The sequence below is a fragment of the Empedobacter sp. UBA5987 genome, assembly GCF_002429865.1.
GTDB lineage: Bacteria > Bacteroidota > Bacteroidia > Flavobacteriales > Weeksellaceae > Empedobacter > Empedobacter falsenii_B.
Genome location: NZ_DJBB01000043.1, coordinates 1 through 18,941, shown reverse-complemented (window position 1 = coordinate 18,941; position 18,941 = coordinate 1). Strand labels below are relative to the sequence as shown.

23 protein-coding genes are annotated in these 18,941 nt (G+C 30.3%); 8 read left to right on the top strand and 15 right to left on the bottom strand.

The window, feature by feature from the left end; translation table 11 throughout:
- Positions 1–55: 55 nt before the first annotated feature.
- Positions 56–499: a DUF4822 domain-containing protein gene (locus B3J26_RS06750; protein ID WP_291073902.1), complete on the top strand. Its 444-nt coding sequence runs from the start codon at positions 56–58 to the stop codon at positions 497–499.
- 73 nt (positions 500–572) lie between these two features.
- On the opposite strand, the gene B3J26_RS06745 is transcribed toward B3J26_RS06750, so the two are convergent.
- Complete coding sequence (locus tag B3J26_RS06745; protein WP_291073900.1) at positions 573–1,166, bottom strand: hypothetical protein; 594 nt, start codon at positions 1,164–1,166, stop codon at positions 573–575.
- Between the two features lie 148 nt (positions 1,167–1,314).
- Here B3J26_RS06745 and B3J26_RS06740 point away from each other — a divergent pair, with 148 nt between their 5' ends.
- Both B3J26_RS06740 and B3J26_RS06735 read left to right on the top strand, forming a co-directional pair.
- On the top strand, positions 1,315–1,593 hold the full coding sequence (locus tag B3J26_RS06740) for a nucleoside 2-deoxyribosyltransferase domain-containing protein (RefSeq protein ID WP_291073898.1): 279 nt from the start codon (positions 1,315–1,317) through the stop codon (positions 1,591–1,593).
- A 284-nt stretch (positions 1,594–1,877) separates the two neighbouring features.
- Positions 1,878–2,117, top strand: a complete 240-nt coding sequence (locus B3J26_RS06735; RefSeq protein WP_038334521.1) for a hypothetical protein — start codon at positions 1,878–1,880, stop codon at positions 2,115–2,117.
- A 31-nt stretch (positions 2,118–2,148) separates the two neighbouring features.
- On the opposite strand, the gene B3J26_RS06730 is transcribed toward B3J26_RS06735, so the two are convergent.
- The 5 genes from B3J26_RS06730 to B3J26_RS06710 form a co-directional block, all read right to left on the bottom strand.
- Positions 2,149–2,928 carry a polysaccharide deacetylase family protein gene (locus tag B3J26_RS06730; protein WP_291073896.1) on the bottom strand — a complete coding sequence of 260 codons (780 nt, stop codon included), beginning with the start codon at positions 2,926–2,928 and terminating at the stop codon, positions 2,149–2,151.
- Between the two features lie 164 nt (positions 2,929–3,092).
- Positions 3,093–4,283, bottom strand: coding sequence for a tRNA modification GTPase (locus B3J26_RS06725; protein WP_291073895.1), 1,191 nt, complete (start codon positions 4,281–4,283; stop codon positions 3,093–3,095).
- A gap of 85 nt (positions 4,284–4,368) precedes the next feature.
- Positions 4,369–5,097 carry an LPS export ABC transporter ATP-binding protein gene (lptB, locus tag B3J26_RS06720; protein WP_038334673.1) on the bottom strand — a complete coding sequence of 243 codons (729 nt, stop codon included), beginning with the start codon at positions 5,095–5,097 and terminating at the stop codon, positions 4,369–4,371.
- Between the two features lie 30 nt (positions 5,098–5,127).
- Positions 5,128–6,489 (bottom strand): pyridoxal-phosphate dependent enzyme, encoded by a 1,362-nt coding sequence (locus B3J26_RS06715; protein WP_280035549.1) that lies wholly within the window; start codon positions 6,487–6,489, stop codon positions 5,128–5,130.
- A gap of 33 nt (positions 6,490–6,522) precedes the next feature.
- Entirely contained in the window at positions 6,523–7,752 is a 1,230-nt protein-coding gene (locus tag B3J26_RS06710) for an ABC transporter permease (RefSeq protein ID WP_291073894.1), read from the bottom strand.
- Positions 7,753–7,826: 74 nt separating this feature from the next.
- Between B3J26_RS06710 and B3J26_RS06705 the strand changes: the two genes are divergently transcribed.
- Positions 7,827–9,053 carry an exo-beta-N-acetylmuramidase NamZ family protein gene (locus B3J26_RS06705; protein WP_291073893.1) on the top strand — a complete coding sequence of 409 codons (1,227 nt, stop codon included), beginning with the start codon at positions 7,827–7,829 and terminating at the stop codon, positions 9,051–9,053.
- Between the two features lie 90 nt (positions 9,054–9,143).
- Here the strand turns inward: B3J26_RS06705 and B3J26_RS06700 are convergent, their stop codons facing one another.
- The 6 genes from B3J26_RS06700 to B3J26_RS06675 form a co-directional block, all read right to left on the bottom strand.
- A complete protein-coding gene (locus B3J26_RS06700; RefSeq protein ID WP_219033582.1) occupies positions 9,144–9,527 on the bottom strand; it encodes a hypothetical protein in 384 nt (127 codons plus the stop codon).
- Positions 9,528–9,699: 172 nt separating this feature from the next.
- Positions 9,700–10,032, bottom strand: a complete 333-nt coding sequence (locus B3J26_RS06695) for a hypothetical protein (RefSeq protein ID WP_280051441.1) — start codon at positions 10,030–10,032, stop codon at positions 9,700–9,702.
- Entirely contained in the window at positions 10,032–10,235 is a 204-nt protein-coding gene (locus tag B3J26_RS06690; protein ID WP_291059795.1) for a hypothetical protein, read from the bottom strand. The genes B3J26_RS06695 and B3J26_RS06690 overlap by 1 nt, the downstream gene beginning before the upstream one ends.
- Before the next feature lie 411 nt (positions 10,236–10,646).
- The gene (locus tag B3J26_RS06685; RefSeq protein ID WP_291059794.1) at positions 10,647–11,075 is read right to left on the bottom strand and encodes a hypothetical protein; all 429 of its coding nucleotides are present in this window, start codon (positions 11,073–11,075) and stop codon (positions 10,647–10,649) included.
- Positions 11,076–11,150: 75 nt separating this feature from the next.
- Entirely contained in the window at positions 11,151–11,717 is a 567-nt protein-coding gene (locus tag B3J26_RS06680; RefSeq protein WP_260391928.1) for a DUF4920 domain-containing protein, read from the bottom strand.
- 11 nt (positions 11,718–11,728) lie between these two features.
- The gene (locus B3J26_RS06675; protein WP_115001370.1) at positions 11,729–12,325 is read right to left on the bottom strand and encodes an NUDIX hydrolase; all 597 of its coding nucleotides are present in this window, start codon (positions 12,323–12,325) and stop codon (positions 11,729–11,731) included.
- 41 nt (positions 12,326–12,366) lie between these two features.
- Between B3J26_RS06675 and B3J26_RS06670 the strand changes: the two genes are divergently transcribed.
- The 4 genes from B3J26_RS06670 (at position 12,367) to B3J26_RS06655 (ending at position 15,473) form a co-directional block, all read left to right on the top strand.
- A complete protein-coding gene (locus B3J26_RS06670; RefSeq protein ID WP_038334509.1) occupies positions 12,367–12,765 on the top strand; it encodes a hypothetical protein in 399 nt (132 codons plus the stop codon).
- Positions 12,766–12,858: 93 nt separating this feature from the next.
- On the top strand, positions 12,859–13,923 hold the full coding sequence (locus B3J26_RS06665; protein WP_291073891.1) for a choice-of-anchor L domain-containing protein: 1,065 nt from the start codon (positions 12,859–12,861) through the stop codon (positions 13,921–13,923).
- A 105-nt stretch (positions 13,924–14,028) separates the two neighbouring features.
- On the top strand, positions 14,029–15,153 hold the full coding sequence (locus B3J26_RS06660; protein WP_291073889.1) for a T9SS type B sorting domain-containing protein: 1,125 nt from the start codon (positions 14,029–14,031) through the stop codon (positions 15,151–15,153).
- Positions 15,153–15,473 (top strand): hypothetical protein, encoded by a 321-nt coding sequence (locus B3J26_RS06655; protein WP_125348788.1) that lies wholly within the window; start codon positions 15,153–15,155, stop codon positions 15,471–15,473. Before B3J26_RS06660 ends, B3J26_RS06655 begins: the two co-directional genes overlap by 1 nt.
- Positions 15,474–15,529: 56 nt before the next feature.
- On the opposite strand, the gene typA is transcribed toward B3J26_RS06655, so the two are convergent.
- The 3 genes from typA to B3J26_RS06640 form a co-directional block, all read right to left on the bottom strand.
- Positions 15,530–17,332, bottom strand: coding sequence for a translational GTPase TypA (gene typA, locus B3J26_RS06650; RefSeq protein WP_221854374.1), 1,803 nt, complete (start codon positions 17,330–17,332; stop codon positions 15,530–15,532).
- A gap of 93 nt (positions 17,333–17,425) precedes the next feature.
- Positions 17,426–18,397, bottom strand: a complete 972-nt coding sequence (locus tag B3J26_RS06645) for a hypothetical protein (RefSeq protein ID WP_038334506.1) — start codon at positions 18,395–18,397, stop codon at positions 17,426–17,428.
- 6 nt (positions 18,398–18,403) lie between these two features.
- On the bottom strand, positions 18,404–18,808 hold the full coding sequence (locus B3J26_RS06640; protein ID WP_038334505.1) for a hypothetical protein: 405 nt from the start codon (positions 18,806–18,808) through the stop codon (positions 18,404–18,406).
- Positions 18,809–18,941 lie beyond the last annotated feature (133 nt).

The following is an 18,941-nucleotide window of genomic DNA, read 5'->3' as shown; positions in this document are numbered from 1 at the left end:
TTACCTAAATGCACTACGGGTTTTATAAAGAATTACAACAAGCATTTTTGTATTATTGGTTGGATTAACACTTTTTAGTTGTAACAATGATGATGATTCAGGAATTACAGAGCAATTAACGCCAAGCGAAATTTTATCCTTTACTTCTTGGGAAACAACTAATGCTTTGAACAACAAAGGACAAAATGTAGCCTTAACAGACACTAATGTTTCTAATTTTGTAGGTTATGCCTATTTCAAAAAAGATGGTACATTTACTATGTTCAATTTAGATGATACGCCAAAAATGAAAGGAGATTGGTCTGTTTCTGAAGATGGAAAAACAAGAACAATCGTTGCTAAAAATGATGCAGGAGAAGTTTTGTTTACACGAATTGTTGACATTACAGTTTTAACAAAACAAGAATTTACTTACAGAATTTATCCGTCTAATGATGATAAATCTGTTTATTTCGATATCGTACATACGCCTACAGCTCACAAAGAGCCAACAAAATAGTGTCACATCAATATCATCCAAATATTTAAATTTAAAAAGCTAAGTGTCAATTGACGCTTAGCTTTTTTTGTTATTATTTCACAAATTTATATTCAACATTATTCCAAAAAACATAAGCTCCTTCTTGTTTTAAACTTTCAGGCTTATCTATAATTCTTGGAAAAATATTGTCTTTTGTAATTTTTCCAAAAGAAGAACTTTTACCAGAAGCAGAACTTCCATTTTCAGGATCTACAACAGCATAAGACTCAAAATGTTTGAACAAATAAAATGAATTTGTTGTTTTATCAATTCGACCCAACAATATTTTTCTTGAACCGTCAGTAACATACAGATTATTTTCTTCTATAGTTGATTTAAATTTAGACGTTTTCAATTCTTCATTGATTATAATCGAATCTTTTTTCAATTCAATAGATTTGACAGAAGGATCTTCGTAAAGCGTCCACGTTTTCTTGAAAAAAGCTTCTGCTTCTGCTGGATAATCTTTTCCGTTTACTCCTTTGTAATAGTATGCATCTAAAATTGAAACATTTTTATCGAATTTGAAAATTTCAGTTTCCGTTGGTTGAGGATTCGTAGGCTGTTCTTTGACTGGAGTTGTCACTTCGTCTTCTTGACAAGAAAAGATTACAAAAGCAGCAAAAAAAGGTAATAACTTTTTCATGTATGATTATTATTTATACTAAACAACCTCAAATCTATTCAAAAAGTATAAAATCTATGTTAAATATTCTTTGTTTCAAGCCAATTCTAACAAAAGTCATTAAATACAAAATCAACAACCTCATTATATTTACAGAAACAAAAACAACATGAAAGCAATTTTATTTGCCTTATTTCTATTATTGAATACTACAATTTTTGCTCAATCTCTTGAAATAAAATCGCCGAATGAACTTCCTAAAAATGATCAACGTACAAAGATATTTTTGGGCGGAACAATTGATATGAGAAATTCTGAAGATTGGCAAGCGAAGGTTTCAAAAGAATTGAAAAATGAAAAAGTCATCTTGCTAAATCCTCGTCGTGATGATTGGAATACCGCTTGGAAGCCTGTGAAAGAAGAACCCGGATTTCGCAAACAAATGTAATGGGAATTGAATGCAAAAAGTGAAAAACCATTGGTGATTTGTCCAGATGGTTTTTAGCGAAAAAGGAATGTTGATATTAAGGCAGAAAAATATGGCATAAAACAATTTGATTCAATAGAAAATGTGTTGGATTATTTAAAAAAATATTATAAAATAAATAATTAAAAAAGAGAGATTTAAGTTGAAACATAAAAGGTTTAACATATAATTTTATTTCTCAAAATCTTATTTTAAAAATTTATGTTTTAGCTTTGAAACCGCTTTAATAGTAAGTTTTAGAGATTATGAAACATAATGATTTGGAAATTAATCGGTTGATTGAACGATTAGAATCTTTAGGAATTTTGGTCGAAAAAATCGAGAGTTCTGGTTTTGGTAGTATGTTAAATTTTGAAATGATTTATCAACTTCCTGAACAAAATATTTCTAACGCTATCAATTTTAGACGTTTTGATATACAAGATGTTTATCTTTATTTCAAAGAAGCAGTTAATCAAAAAGGAGATTTACTTTTTATAGAATAAACGAAAAATGCTCAAGAATTTGAGCATTTTTTTATTTCAATTTTTGTAAGTCATTAACCGTATAAAACTTCATATCATTGTTCTTTACAAACTTGCAAATCTCTTCTAAGGTTTTAAATTCAGTTTCATAATTATTAGTTGCTTTTGCAACTGTTTTATGCGCGTAAAAAACGACTATCTTATTGTTATCCTTTGCATATTGCAACAACGAAATAAAATAAGGCACACTAAAATGCGCGTAACTATTATCGATTCCTAAACCAAAAAATAACGGTTTATTTTGATAATAACAGTTCTGAAAATTAGGCGCTTCGTTTCCATAAGTTGTTCCTCTTAATGTTTTAAAATGATTGAAAAGTAATTGATCCGATTCTACACTTCGATCACCATAAGGATAGGAAAAATCGGTTACATCAAGTCCTTTGTTTTTCATCAAACTTAGCATTGGAGCGATTTCTTTATCAATAAATTCTTTTCCTCCAAATTCTTTTATATACTTTGTTGTATGTACATGATTTAAACCATGCGCAGCAATCTCATTTCCGTTTTGTTGTAGATAAGTTAACTCACGAATTTGACTCTCCGAAAGCTTATCAAAATGCGTTACATAGAACGTTCCTTTCCAATTGTATTGTTTCAATTTTATATTAGCATTGAACCATTCGTCCACATAATCATCATCAAATGTAAGCACCACTCCTGCTCTATTTGTAGATTTTTTTGGTTCTTTTATCGCATCTTCTTCGTGCGTACAGCTATTCAACACAAAAATTGAAATTAAGCAAATAAAATAATAGTTAAGTTTTAGCATTCTTTATCAGTAAGTTTTAGTACTTAAATATACCGAAAAAGTAAATCTTAAAATGAGAAACTTTTAAAATTAAGCAAATCTTAATTTTAGATCATTTTGAAGCTATTTAAAACAAAAAAACCACTCAAAATTGAGTGGTTTTTAGAAGCTTATTTTTATCTATTTTAAAAAATATTATATCCTAAGACAAATGAAATCGTAGAATATTTTGAATTCCAATATACATAATCAAATAGATTACGATCAGTTAAATATCTTAATTCAACATTAAATTTATTATTATAATTATAACCTATCCCAAAGGCAAAATTTCTTCTAGATTTTATATCCATCTCTTTATAAGTCTGACCTCCTCTACTAAAATCTATTGATGAATTTAAATCTAAATTAAACATATACTGTGCATTTGCAAAAATTTTTGATTTGTTATCAATAAAAAAATAGTGTCTAAAACCAATTGGAAATTCAATATTTTTATAATTAACAGATGCAACATCATCTAAGTTATTTATCTTATCTTTCTTTTTATCATAAGATTGAAATGTAGGCTCTAAAATAACACTCCATTTCTTCTTATTAAAAGGCAAAATAAATTCTGATTCAATTCCAATCCCAAAAGAAGTTTTATTACCAAAATTAATAGCTTCATTATTACTATTAATATTTAATTTAGAATTATTTAATCTTGGTCTTACCCATAAATTAAAATCAACTTTTTTAGATTCTTTCGTAAAAGTTAAGTCAGAACCTTTACAGATATTAATTTCTGTAAAAAGTTTTATTAATTCACTTTCTCTGTAATTTACTTTTTTAATTCTATCATTAGAAATCGATTCACATTTGAAATTTTGAGCAATTTGTCCTCTAAATGTTCTGTTATAAGCAAATTGATTTGTAGAAACTTCATATTTTTTATACACTAATTGCTCAATATCTCCAGTATTATTTTTGTAAAAAAATCTCTTCAAATTATAATCATTGTAACCATATAATGAAGCATCACCTTCTATCAATACTTTCAAAAATAATTTTTCTTCTTTAAAGTCTGGTTCTTCATTCGAGCTTATTTTATCCAAATCTTCAGAAGATCGATCAATCTTAACATCCGCTCTAACATATTTGGATTGATTATCAATTCCAAATTCTTTTACTTGATTTATTGTTGCAATGTCTACTTTAGAAGTTTCATTATTTTTATACTCTATTGATTTGGGATTATTTAGCCAGTCTACATTTTTGATTAAAACAACTTGTTTTTGATTATTGTTATCAATTAAATAACCTTGTTCAAATCTGATTTGTGCTTGGATAGTAATTGACAATAAGAATACTAAGATTAATTTTAATTCTTTCATAAGTGATTATAGTGTTTAATTTGATACAAACATAAACAAAAAAACCACTCAAAATTGAGTGGTTTAGAAAATACTATATTGTAATTTATATCTGCTGATACATAAAGTTTTCACCAAGATAAACGCGACGAACATCTTCATCATTTGCTAATTCTTCTGGCGAACCTTCTTTCAAGATTTTACCTTCGAACATAATATATGTTTTATCGGTAATTGCAAGGGTTTGCGATACATTGTGATCAGTAATTAAGATTCCGATATTTTTATCTTTTAACGAACGTACAATCTTCTGAATATCCTCAACCGCAATTGGGTCAACTCCAGCAAAAGGCTCATCTAATAAAATGAAATTAGGTTCTGTTGCCAAACAACGCGCAATTTCGCAACGACGACGCTCACCTCCAGAAAGTAAATCTCCACGGTTTTTACGAACATGTTCCAATGAGAACTCTTCAATCAAAGCATCTGTACGCATTTGTTGTTCTTTTTTGGAATGTTTCGTGAATTGTAAAACTGATTTAATATTATCTTCTACAGAAAGTTTACGAAAAACTGAGGCTTCTTGCGCCAAATATCCAATACCTTTTTGCGCGCGTTTGTACATCGCATCACTTGTGATATCTTGTTTATCCAAAAAAACTTTTCCTTGCGTAGCTTTTACTAAACCAACAATCATATAGAAAGAAGTCGTTTTGCCAGCACCATTTGGTCCTAATAATCCAATAATTTCTCCTTGTTCTACTTGAAAAGACACATTTTTTACGACATGTTTTTTACCGTAATCTTTTACTAAATTCTGACCTTTTAATACAATTCCCATATCGCTTCAAAGATAGGATTTTTGTTATTTAATCGAGTTAATAATATCATATTTTGTGATGATATGATATTTTCCGTTTTCTAGTTCTATTAAAACAGCTTGATTATCCTTTGTAATTAACTTCGAAACTTCTTCGATAGATGTTCCTGCTTTTACGACTGGATAAGGTTTTCCCATGATTTCGTGAACAGGTTTTTCAGCAACATTTCTATCTTCTAAAAATGCTTGAAACAAATCTGATTCATCCAAAGAACCAACAATTCCATTCACGTCCATTACTGGAATTTGAGAAATTTTGAAACGACGCATACGATCAATTGCATGAGAAGCCAATTCCTCTGTACGAACCGTAACCAAAGGTTTATCAACATGTTCTTTGATTAAATCTACAGCCGTTTTGATTTCTTCATCCAAATATCCTCTATCACGCATCCAATCATCATTAAAGATTTTCCCTACATAACGAGAACCTGAATCGTGGAATAAAACTACCACAACATCGTCTGGTCCGAATTCGTCTTTCATTTGCAACAATCCTTTGATCGCAGATCCCGAAGACATCCCAACAAACAAACCTTCTTCTAAAGCTAAACGACGCGTATAAACCGCTGCATCTTTATCAGTCACTTTTGTAAATCCATCAATAATATCAAAATCTACGTTTTCAGGTAAAATATCTTCACCAATTCCTTCTGTTACATAAGAATACACTTCATTTTCGTCGAAAATTCCAGTTTCTTTATATTTTTTGAAAACTGATCCATACGTATCAACTCCCCAAATTTTAATGTTAGGATTTTTTTCTTTTAAGTATTTTCCAACACCTGAAATTGTTCCTCCAGTTCCAACTCCAACAATAAAATGCGTTACTTTTCCTTCTGTTTGTTCCCAAATTTCCGGTCCAGTTTGCTCATAATTCGCTTGTGCATTCGATGGATTATCGTACTGATTGACATACCAACCATTCGGCGTTTCTTGTGCCAAACGTTTCGAAACTGAATAATAAGAACGTGGATCATCTGGCTCAACATCTGTAGGACAAACGACAACTTTTGCTCCAACAGCGCGCAAAATATCCATTTTCTCTTTCGATTGTTTGTCTGTAATCACACAAATTAATTTGTAACCTTTGATCACAGCAGCCAAAGCTAACCCCATTCCTGTGTTACCAGAAGTACCTTCGATAATTGTACCTCCAGGAACTAAACGACCATCTTTTTCGGCATCTTCGACCATTTTCAATGCCATACGATCTTTACAAGAATGACCAGGGTTAAAATATTCAACTTTTGCTAAAACTGTACATGGTAAATCCTTTGTAATCTTATTAATTTTAACCAAAGGTGTATTCCCAATCGTTTCTAATATATTGTTTGCGTATTTCATTTTTTTCTAACTTTTAAATTAAAACATTAAATTTTATCTAAAATTAATCGCTTTTGCAGGTGTAATTTTAGATATCATATACGATGGCAAAAGTAATACAATTGCACAAACTAATAACGCTCCTGCATTCAATAAAACAATTGTGCCAAAATCTAAATAAACTGGAGCTGTTGATAAATAATAGTTTTCTGCCGGAAGTTTGATAATTCCGAAATATTTCTGAATGAATAATAATCCAAGTCCAATTGCATTTCCAGCAATTAATCCTGGCAACATAATAAATAATGCGTAATTGATGAATAATTTTCGAATTCGCCAATTTGTTGCACCAAATGCTTTTAAAATTCCGATTGAATGTGTTCGTTCTAAAATTAAAATCAATAAAACCATCACCATATTAATCACCACGACAAAAAGCATGATAAAAAGAATAATGACAATATTTTTATCGAAAATAGAAATCCAATCGTTAATCTGAGCAAAAGAAGCCGTAGCCGATTCTGCATACAAATTGTATGGAATATTTTCTTGCACACGCTTTGCAATTGGGTCAATATTTTCGACATCGTTTACAAATAATTCAAATCCACCAACAGTTGTCGAATCCCAACGATTAAGACGTTGTACATGCTTGATGTCACCAAACATAATTTGATCGTCAAAATTTTTGATGTCTGTTTTGAATAATCCAGAAATGGTAAATCGACGATAAATTGGCTTCGTATCCTCTTGAATAAAATACATCACAAACGAACTATCCACATCCAATTTCATTTCGTCCGCAATCTTTTTCGATAATAAAACCTCATCCATTATCGAATCTTTATTGATTCGTGGAAAATGTCCTTTTACCATAAATTTCTCGAAACGAACCGAATCATAATCTGTTCCAACTCCTTTGAACACAACACCACTAAAGTTTTCATCCGTTCGGATTACACCACTTTTATTAGCAATTGCTTGTACATGTTCTATTTCTGGAATTGATTTAAACTTTGGATAAAAAGCTTGATGAAGTGATAATGAATCAGAATTTAATGACGTATTACTATTGTAGTTTCTAATCGTAATATGACCATTAAAATCGGCCAATTTTTCTTTTATTGCCATTCTTGCTCCAACACCAGTCGAAATCGTCACCAAAGAAACAATCAACCCTAATGCTACCGCAATTTGACCTACTCGAATAATAATACTCGATAAGTTATTTTTAGTATTTTTACCAAGCGCAATTTTTTTTGAAAACCACCAAGAAAAACTCAAATTATATATTTTTTATAAGATTAAAACTAACTTTAGGCTTTAAATTCGTCTAAATTCAAATGATTCAAAACGAAATGAAAAACTTTGTCAAATATACATCAATTGGTTTACTTAGTTCAGTTATTTTTTTCGGCTTTTCTACTCCAATTTTAGCTCAAAATAATACATCAAAAACGATAGATAATCATTCAACTATTCTTGTTGGAGCAGAAAATACAACGCAATATCTTTCGAAACTAAAAGGTAAAAAAGTTGGTTTAATTTCAAATCAAACAGGAATTGCTACAATTAATGGAACAACGATGCATACAGTTGATTTGTTGTTAAAAAACAACATAAATGTTATAAAATTATATTCTCCTGAACATGGTTTTCGTGGTGATGCTGATGCTGGAGCGAAAGTAAAATCTGGTGTTGATGCTAAAACTAACTTGCCAATTATTTCGCTTTATGGTGATAATAAAAAACCAAAAGCAAATCAGATTGCTGATGTAGATGTTTTGGTTTTTGATATGCAAGATGTTGGTGCGCGTTTTTACACTTACATTTCTACTTTGCATTATGTTTTGGAGGCTGCGGCTGAAAATGGCAAGAAAGTAATTGTGTTAGACAGACCAAATCCGAACGGACATTATGTGGACGGACCTGTGATGAAAAACGAGTATAAATCCTTTGTTGGAATGCACAATGTTCCGATTGTTTATGGAATGACGATTGGCGAATATGCGCAAATGATCAACGGTGAAGGTTGGTTAGCAAATGGTATAAAAGCAGATTTAGAAATTATTCCACTTATCAATTATACCCATCAATCCAAGTATAATTTACCAGTAAAACCATCACCAAATTTACCAAATGCTCATGCGATCAATTTGTATCCAAGTACATGTTTGTTTGAAGGAACAAACGTCAACGAAGGTCGTGGAACAGATATTCAGTTTCAAGTTTATGGTTCACCATTCCTAAAAAATATGCCTTATCAATATACGCCAACTTCAAAACCTGGTGCAACAAGTCCAAAATTCAAAGATGAAGTTTGTTACGGTGAAGATTTATCGAATGTTCCGTATCAATCTGCCATCAATTTAAAATGGCTTATTAATGCGTATAAAAACAATACGAAACAACCTTTTTGGACGATGAATGGTAAAAAGTTGTGGATTGATCAACTTTCTGGAACTGATGAATTGCGCAAACAAATAGAAGCAGGTTTATCAGAAGAAGAAATAAAAGCAACTTGGCAAAAAGATTTGGAAGCTTTCAAGAAAATAAGAACAAAATATTTGATTTATAAAGAGTAATCTAATTATAAATGATTAGTTATGAATTATGAATATCAAAATAATAAAACGGAAGCCTAATTTGACTTCCGTTTTTATGTTTTAGAATGATTATTTTTCTCCGACAACCGCAGAAATAGATTCACCCAATTCTTTCACTTTTTCATATAATTTTGTAGAACCTTTATCAAATTCTATCGAAATTTTTCCTTCACGTGCCTTTATTTCTAAAGATTCTCCTTCTCGCCAAACATAGTTTTTTCCTTCAGTCGTTGGCTTTCCAAAAGCTTTCTCTATTTCATTTATTGCAGCTTTAGATTTTGGTTTATCAAAAATCGCCGAATACGAATAAACTTCGTTACTATCGCTCACACTAACCGAAACATTAGAATGAGTTGTTGATCCTGAAGATTTGGCAACTGCGTGTGATTTTGCTGTTTGTCCGTTACAAGCTAAAGCTGATAAAGTTATTGCTATAAATAATGTCTTTTTCATATTTTTATTTTTTATAAAATTCTGAAAAAGATTGGTTTGCATTGGTTAATGAACGGTTAACGAAGCGTTAACACAAAAAAAGCCACAAAATAATTGTAGCTTATTTTTTAAGTATTTGTATTATTTATATTTTTTGTTGCAAGAATTTTATCTACAAGATTTATAATTTTATCTACAACCTATTGATTATCGGTACTTTTTGAATCTCAATTTTAAGCGAATTATCATTCAAAATAATTTCAAAACTTCCTCTTCCAGTCCATATATAAACAGAATCTTCTAAAGTTCCTTCACCAAATTGTGTTTCAATCAACTCTTTTACCATATCATTTTGTTGCGGTCGAAAAACTACTTTATATGTGTACGACAACGGATTGTCGTTCAAGGCATAATTCTTGGTTGTAATCAATATATTTTTTGGTCCTGGATTAATGATAATTTCAGTTAATTCTTTCTCTAAATTCAGAAATTGATGATAAAATGAATCATCAGAATTATTTTTCATTAGAAAAATTCTACTTGATCTTTCTTCAACGTGATATCATAATCAGCCGCTTTCCTATCAAAAATATCTGTTTTTAACGTTGGTTCTCCAAAATATTTTTCGAAACTTTTCTTGATATTTGCTCTCTTATTCTGCGTAAAAACTCCACGATACGAAAATGTATTTGCTTTATCATTTACAACATAAAATTTCTCTGTAATCAAGCGATGTTTAAAAACGGGTTGACTGACAATTGTCGATAAATCCTTTCCTAATGCTTACACTTTTTCATACAAAGCCTGATTATCATTGCTTTTCCCGAAATTTATATTCACATCATTTTCTCGCACAACAATTTCATAACTTCCGTTATAATTCCAAACCAAATCGTTTTTGTTGATTTTTGGTGCTTTAAATTCAGACGAAATTCGATTGATAATTGCTTCTTTGGAACCCGAATCGAAAACCGCTTTGTACGTATAAGAAACTTGCGAATCGTTCTCTATAAATGATTTATTGTAATTTGTTTGAGCTGCGGCAAAAAGAAAAATGATAAAGAAATTAAAAATAAATATTTTTTCATTTAAGGTTTATTATTAAATGAAAATATCAAAAATTTTCAGCAGAAAAACATCTTATAATTCGTTTAATATTTCAATCGTTAAGAATTCTCCCGTCATCGAATCAAAAGAGAATAAACAATTTAAACGACAATAATCATTTGCTAAACGATTTGGATCATTATTAATAATTCTTTTATAATCATTACTTTTACGAACTTGAGTTTCATCAATATTTCGGTTCAAATCAAAAATATTTAGACCTTTGTACACCTTACAAATTGGATTTGGAGAAAGATAAAATTTAATCGAAACAATCATTTCATCAACAATTTTCATCGAAATACCTTTTTCTTTGTACAATACAATTTTTCCTTGAGAAATATTTTGCTCTGAAATGTCAGATTCAAATTCAGTTTGAAATGATTGAAATAATTCGTCATTTACCGATTTTCCTATCAAAGAAAAATACTGATTTGGATTGGCTTGAAATAAGTTTGTCATATTCTATAGAATTGATTTCATAAAAAAACCTTTCAAAAAATAGAAAGGTTTTGATTAATTATTGAGTTAAAAATCTTAGTTTTCTTTCAAATAAACTCCATCAGCTTCAAAATTATATTGCAACTGAGGTTTTGTAATTTTCGCAATTTCTTCTTTCGATTTTCCTGCGTCTTCTGCATAATGGCGCAATTTCTCAACAGAAATTTCACTTACAAAAGCTTTTCCGTGCACGACAACATTTGCTTTTTCACCATCTAAAGGCATAAAAAATCCATAATCTTTGAAACGCACAAACGACTGTTCTTCGCCTTTTCCAAGATCAACTTTCATCCAACAACCTTTCTTTTTGCAAACAGATTCTATCGTCGAAACAAACTGAACATTTTCCAAAGAATCACCACTTTTCATTTTATCGTATAACTTTCCAAGTTCATTTTTCGTCAATGTATTTTTGATATCAAACGATTCTCCATACACTTGATACGCGTATAAATCGTCTATTTTTGCGGTTCCGTTATCTAAAATTTTTGATTGAGATTTAGAAGCTTTTTCAGTTTTAACCTTGGTTTCTTTTTTCGTTTGAGCATTAGTTGTCAAAGCAAAAGATGTTAAGGCACAAAAAGTTAATATATATTTTTTCATATTAATTTTATTTAGTTCAAATTTAAATAATTATCCATCAATAATTTAATATTTGGATAAGAATTTTCTAATAACTCAGGAATTTCATTCTCTTTTTTCCATTCAACCGATTCAATTCCTTCCTCAGTTTGTGGCAAAGGCAATTCAACACCGTCATAAAAAACTTCGAACCAAAATGTTTCTTTGATAATATATTCTCTCAAAAAATAAATGTGAAAAGTAGGCATCAAAAATCGTTTCAACTCTAAATTTGTCAAACTACATTCTTCTTCAATTTCGCGAATTGCAGATTCTTCTCTCGATTCCCCTTTCTCCATTTTACCTTTTGGCAAATCCCATTTCCCAAGTCTGAAAATGAACAAATAATCGTCTTGCGGATTACGAACAATTCCACCCGCTGCTTGTATATGCTTGTAATATTTTAAGAATTTCGTCCAAACATCATCAATATCTTCACTAAAAATATTGACTAAAGTTGCCGTTTTTGATGATAATAAATGAAAAGATTCATCAAATTGAGCTTCATTTTGAAACAAAATATTTTTTGCTTCTGGATTAGGTTGGTTGCTGAAAGTTAACAAACTTTCATTAAAAAAAACTTTGTACATTTGAACGATTTGTTACAAATTTATAAAAAACTCACAAGGATATGAAGGTAAATACAAATAAAGTCCGTTTTGCAAAAAATCAACAAGAAGCATACACTTTTTTGTTGGATATGAAGAATTATGAGCAATTGATGCCAGAGGACACAAAATCGTTTGAAATTCACGAATCTGGAAAAGGTTTTACAGTTGGTGTTGGCGCTTTACCAAAGGTTGGAATGCGTTTGAAAGAGACAGTTGAGCCATCGAAAATTGTTTTCGAATCTCCTGCACCTGCTTTTGAATATACTTTGACAATTTCTATTGATGCAGTTGATGAAAATTCGTCTGATGTTACATTAGATTTTGATGGAAATTTCAATATGATGATCGAAATGATGGCAAAAAAACCATTGACATCTTTCATTGAAACTATTGCAGAAAATTTAGGAAAAATAGGGTAAAACCATTTTTTCGGTAAATAAAATTTCTAAAACTGTTAAATAAACTTTATATTTTAAAGTTATTTAGCAGTTTTTTTATCTAAATTATTTTTTATGAAACACTTTTACTCAAAAATAATTCTCCTACTCTTTTTTACTTTTACACTAAATAGTTTTTTATTTGGTCAATATATTCAGGTAGATACATCTTTACCGAAAGAAGAATTAATTGATAAATTTATTGGAACAAACACAGGTTGTATTACTATTTCCAATATTAATATTTCTGGCTACAATAGAGCTTATGATGAAATAAGCTATGGTTATTTTACAAAAGGAACTAGTAGTTTTGATCTTTCTGAAGGAATTATTTTATCTACAGGGAAAGCAAAAGATGCTGAAGGTCCAAATTCATCTTTGCAAGATTTTTGGGGAAGTAATTGGGGAGGAGATCAAGATTTGATTGATATTTTGATAAAATCTAATTTACCTCATGATTATATTTTAAATGCAACTTATCTTGAATTTGATTTTATATCAAATCTAACAACAGATCAGATTAGTTTCGAATATATGTTTCTTTCAGAAGAATATCAATCAAGTAATTGCCAATACTCTGATGCTTTTGCCTTCTTAATCAAAAAAGCAGATAATTCTGAACCTTATCAAAACATTGCATTAATTCCAAATACAACTATTCCTGTTACTTCATTAACTATAAATGGAGCAAGAGATTGCCCTCGAAATATATCATATTTTGGAGGTTTTAATTCTGCAAATAGTCCAACGAATTTCAATGGACAAACAAAAGTTTTGAAAGCAAATGCGCAAATAGAAGCTGGTACAAAATATCATATCAAATTGGTAATTGCTGATCATGGAGATTCAAATGGTCGTTATGATTCTGCTGTTTTCTTGAAAGCTGGAAGTTTTGTAGGATCAAAAAGCTTAGGTTCTGATGTTGTATTATGTCCTGGAACATCTGAAACAATAGATGCGACAACTGCAAATGCTACAACCTATAAATGGTACAAAGATGGTGTGGAAATTAGTGGTGAAACAAATGCAACATTAGTGGTAGATGAAACAGGTTATTACGAAGTAGAAATCACATTGAATACTGGTTGTTCTTTGAAAGGTCATATTAATATTTCTGTACTAGAAAAGCCTCAAGTTTAACCCAACATTCCTCTTATTTGTGATAATGATTTAGATGGAAAAACACAAGTAAATTTAGACGAATATACTGATCGAATTGTAGAAGATTATAATTCTGCTCATCAAGTGAAATATTTTGAAACCGAACAAGATGCTAAAGATAATATTTCTGCGGGAATAACGAATTTTGAATTAAATGATATTCAAACATCTAAAGAAGTTTGGATTCGTGTTCAAATCGGGACTTGTGAGTCAGTTATAGAAAAAATTACTTTTACATTAAATCATTTGAGTGTTGCAAACATAATTCCTCCAATAGAAATTTGTGACGAGGATTTAAGTAACGATGAAGAAATTGTTTTATCTGATTATATTGATGATTTGGTTACGAATATATACGGATCTCCAACTTATTATTTAAGCGAAGCTGATGCTAAAAATAGACGAAATGCTATCAGCGCAACACGAATTATCAATTCTGATCAAACATTTTGGGTAAGATTTAAACAAAATGGTTTATGCGAAAATGTTGCTCCAATTCATTTTATTTTCAAACAATCAGGAAAATCATCAACTCTAAAAGATGTTACAATTTGCAAAGGAACAACAACGACTTTGGATGCAGGTCCAGGATTTAAAACTTACGAATGGTTGCATAATGGTGACAAAAATCAATCAATTACAAATGTTCCTGTTGGAACTTATTATGTGAAGTTAGGATTGAATGGTTGTTTTTATACACAAGAAGTAAAAGTTATTGAAGCCGAAGATCCAACTATTCAATCTATCGAAATTCAAGGTTCTACGGTGACCATAAAAGTCACTGGATCTACGCCTCCATATCTGTATTCATTGGATAATGGCACTTTTCAATCTTCAAATATTTTCACAAATGTAACTTTAGGAACTCATACAATTTCTGTGAAATCGGCAGATAATTGTTTGCCTATTTCGAAAGAATTTTCGCTGATTAAACTAATCAATTTTATTTCTCCAAATGGTGATGGTAAAAATGATGTGTTGGATTATTCGCAATTAAAAAGTAAAATCAATCCGAAATTTGTCATTTATAATCGAAAAGGAAAATTATTATTTACAGGTTCGGAAGCAAACAATTATACATGGGATGGAAAATTGAATGGAAAAGCGCTACCTTCCGATAGTTATTGGTATATTATCGAATGGACTGAACCAAATTCAACTCAAACTCAAAAATTTGAAGATTGGATTTTATTAAAAAGTACTTATTAATGAATAATTGGATAAATTTTCCTAAAAAGGATTTGATGCTCGAAATTTATTTTTCTGAACAAAATATGGAGGACAAAACTTTATTATTTTGGAATCAAATTAAAATTTCTCCTGAAATATGGAAATGTGATGATGTTATTGAGGATAATTTTTGGGTAGTTGCTGTATACGAAAATTATTTGATTTGGTACAATGATATTGAAGAAGGTTTTAATGTTTCGAGATTCAAAATTAAAGGTGAAATAGTAGAATATAACGCTTCTAAAGATGAATTAAATTTCGCAATTAAAGCACTTAAAAATAAAATCGAATCTATTTAAAACAAAAAACCAGAAGATTAACTTCTGGTTTTTTTGTGATATATAATTTCAAATGATTAGCTCATTGATTTTTCGAAACGCTTACGATCTACTTCTTTTAAGTGAATTTTACGTAAACGGATGAAATTTGGAGTTACCTCGATACATTCATCAGCTTGGATATATTCCATACATTCTTCCAAAGTCATTTCTGTTTTTGGAGCGATAGAAGATGAATCATCTTTACCAGCTGCACGGATATTGTTCAATTTTTTAGCTTCAACAACATTTACTACTAAATCATTGTTACGAGAATGCTCTCCGATAATCATTCCTTCGTAAACTTCTTCACCTGGCTCGATAAAGAATTTTCCACGATCTTGTAATTTATCAATAGAATAAGGAGTTGATGTACCTTGATCTTTTGAAATAATTACACCTGCAGAACGACCAGCGATTGCTCCTTTGAATGGTTTATATTCTAAGAAAGTGTGTGCCATTACAGCTTCACCAGCAGTAGAAGTTAACATTTGAGAACGTAATCCGATTAATCCACGAGATGGAATTTCGAATTCTAAGTGTTGCATTCCTTCTTTCGCCTCCATAACTAATAAATCACCCTTACGTTGAGTTACTAAGTCGATTGCTTTAGAAGAATAATCATCTGGAACATCAATTACTAATGTTTCATATGGTTCACATTTTACACCATCAATATCTTTTAAGATTACTTGTGGCTGCCCAACTGTTAACTCATAACCTTCGCGACGCATCGTTTCGATTAATACAGATAAGTGCATGATACCACGTCCGTAAACTAATTGTGTATTAGAATCTTCTGTTGGCTCTACACGTAAAGCTAAGTTACGCTCTAACTCATCTTCTAAACGCTCTACTAAGTGACGAGAAGTAACAAATTTACCATCTTTACCAAAGAATGGAGAGTTGTTAATTCCGAAAGACATATTCATTGTAGGCTCGTCGATATGCATAACTGGTAATGCTTCTGGATTTTCTGGATCTGCAATTGTATCTCCAATTTGGAAACCATCGATACCAACAACAGCACAAATATCACCCGCTTTTACCTCAGTAGCTTTTACTTTACCTAAACCAGCAAATGTATATAATTCTTTGATTTTATGTTTTTTGAACGTTCCATCAGGTTTTGTTAAAGCAACCCAATCCCCTTCTTTAATAACACCACGGCTTACTTTACCAACTGCAATACGTCCTAAGAATTTAGAATAATCTAAAGATGTAATTTGCATTTGTAAAGAACCTTCGTAAGCTTCTGGAGCAGGAACATGTTCAAGAATACCATCCATTAATGGAGAAATATCGTCTACACGTACATTTTCTGTATTGAACCATCCTTGTTTAGATGAACCATAGAATGCTGGAAACTCCAATTGCTCTTCTGTTGCATCTAAGTTGAAGAATAATTCGAAAACTTTGTCATATACCTCATCAGGACGACAGTTTTCTTTGTCAACTTTGTTAATTACAACTAATGGTTTTAATCCTAATTCTAATGCTTTACTCAAAACAAAACGCGTTTGTGGCATTGGTCCTTCGAAAGCATCTACTAATAAGATAACCCCATCAGCCATTTTCAACACACGCTCAACTTCTCCACCGAAATCCGCGTGACCAGGAGTGTCAATCACATTGATTTTTACACCTTTATAATCTACCGAAGCATTTTTAGAAAAGATCGTAATCCCTCTCTCACGCTCGATATCATTGTTATCCATGATTAATTCACCAGACTCTTGGTTTTCTCTAAAAACGTTTCCGCTGTGAAGAATTTTGTCAACCAATGTAGTTTTACCGTGGTCAACGTGTGCGATAATCGCAATATTTCTAATGTTTTGCATCCTTGAAATTTATGGGTGCGAATTTACGATAAATTATTTTTAATTACTATAGATTTTATTTAATTTAATGAAATCGCAACAAACGTATGTTATTTATCGTTTTTTATTACCAAATGGGTTGTATGATATACCAAAGTTGAAATAGAAAGATGATTTTGGTTTATACTCGTATATATAGTCATTAAAAGATTCATTTTTTTCAAAGATTCTTCCAGTAGGAATGCTACGTAGTCCTGTTTTTACAGTACCAATAAAATCACCAATTCTATGTTCATACATTACACCACTATTAATTTCTGTTTGTCTAAATTCAAATGTTTTATTCGATTGGTTAAAATAGAATGATGTAACATCCATTTCACTACCAAGAGAAAATCGACCATTATTAAATACATTTTTTTTCATCATTACTCTTTTTGGAAGTATGATATCGGCTATCCAACCATTTTTAAATTTATGCTCATAAGAAATAATGGGGAATGTAGGTACTTGCGAACTAGGGTCTATAATTACAGCTAAACCTAAAAGTAATTTGGTTCTTTCGTTTGCTGTAATCATTATACTACCTGTTAGTAAACCACGGAATCTTTCAAAACTATTTTCGTTACCATCAACTGATAGAGTAGCTGAATAAATTGCTGTTTTTTTCCATAGTTTAGAAATATGACTTGCAGTTACAGCTTCCGAATGATAATGAAAGTTTTGTTTCGTTTCATTCATAGTAGAACTAAGGTTATCTATATTTGCTGTCGTGTACTTATAATTAAGTGCTGTAGATATCGTCCATTTTTCTTTTTTGAAAAAATATAAATTCGCATTTGCCTTTATTTGTTGAAAGTTTTTCACTTTACTTTCGGGTAAATTAAAGTTGCTATCTTCTAACTTTTGAGAAAATTTATAAGGTGTAAGATTTGTATATTCTACATTAAGAACACGGGTAGAGGGGAATTTATCTGCAACAAAAACGACAGCTCTTTTTTGAATACTATCTTTTTTTTGAGCGAATGACAAAGTTGAAAGTAAAAGCAATAAGCTTGTAATTGCTTTTTGTTGTATTGAATGCATTAATTTTTATTTGATTTCGTGAATACTCGATTGGAAAAAATTGAAGACAAATACCTTATCATAAATCTTACTGATATTGTGTTCTTCTATTGTTTTTAAAATTGATTTTAAGGTTGTGTCTAATTTGTCATTTACAAGAACAAACCAAGATTCTTTGTTTCTATTTATAGAAATTGTTTCGTTATTTTTAAGATTAGAAATATCCATTAACTTTACTTCTTTAATATGTTCATTCTTCTCAATAATACAAAAATCATGATGTATACAATCTACAATTTCTAATGTCGGATCGTAGCATTGTATAAAACGATTTAAATCTGTTATTTGAATAATTTTATCTTCTTTTTCTGTTGCAGAAAAATTTAGAAGATTTAACTTATTTACCCAAAAATTAAAATTTTTCACACTCATAGTATTTCATGTTTTGTAAATTGAATAGCTAAGAAAAGTATAAAAAAATAGTTTTGATCGTTTTTTATACCAACACTAGATTTTTTTATACCAACCAGAAAAAAAAAGAAGTGTACTCTTCCCTTTGTTAGGT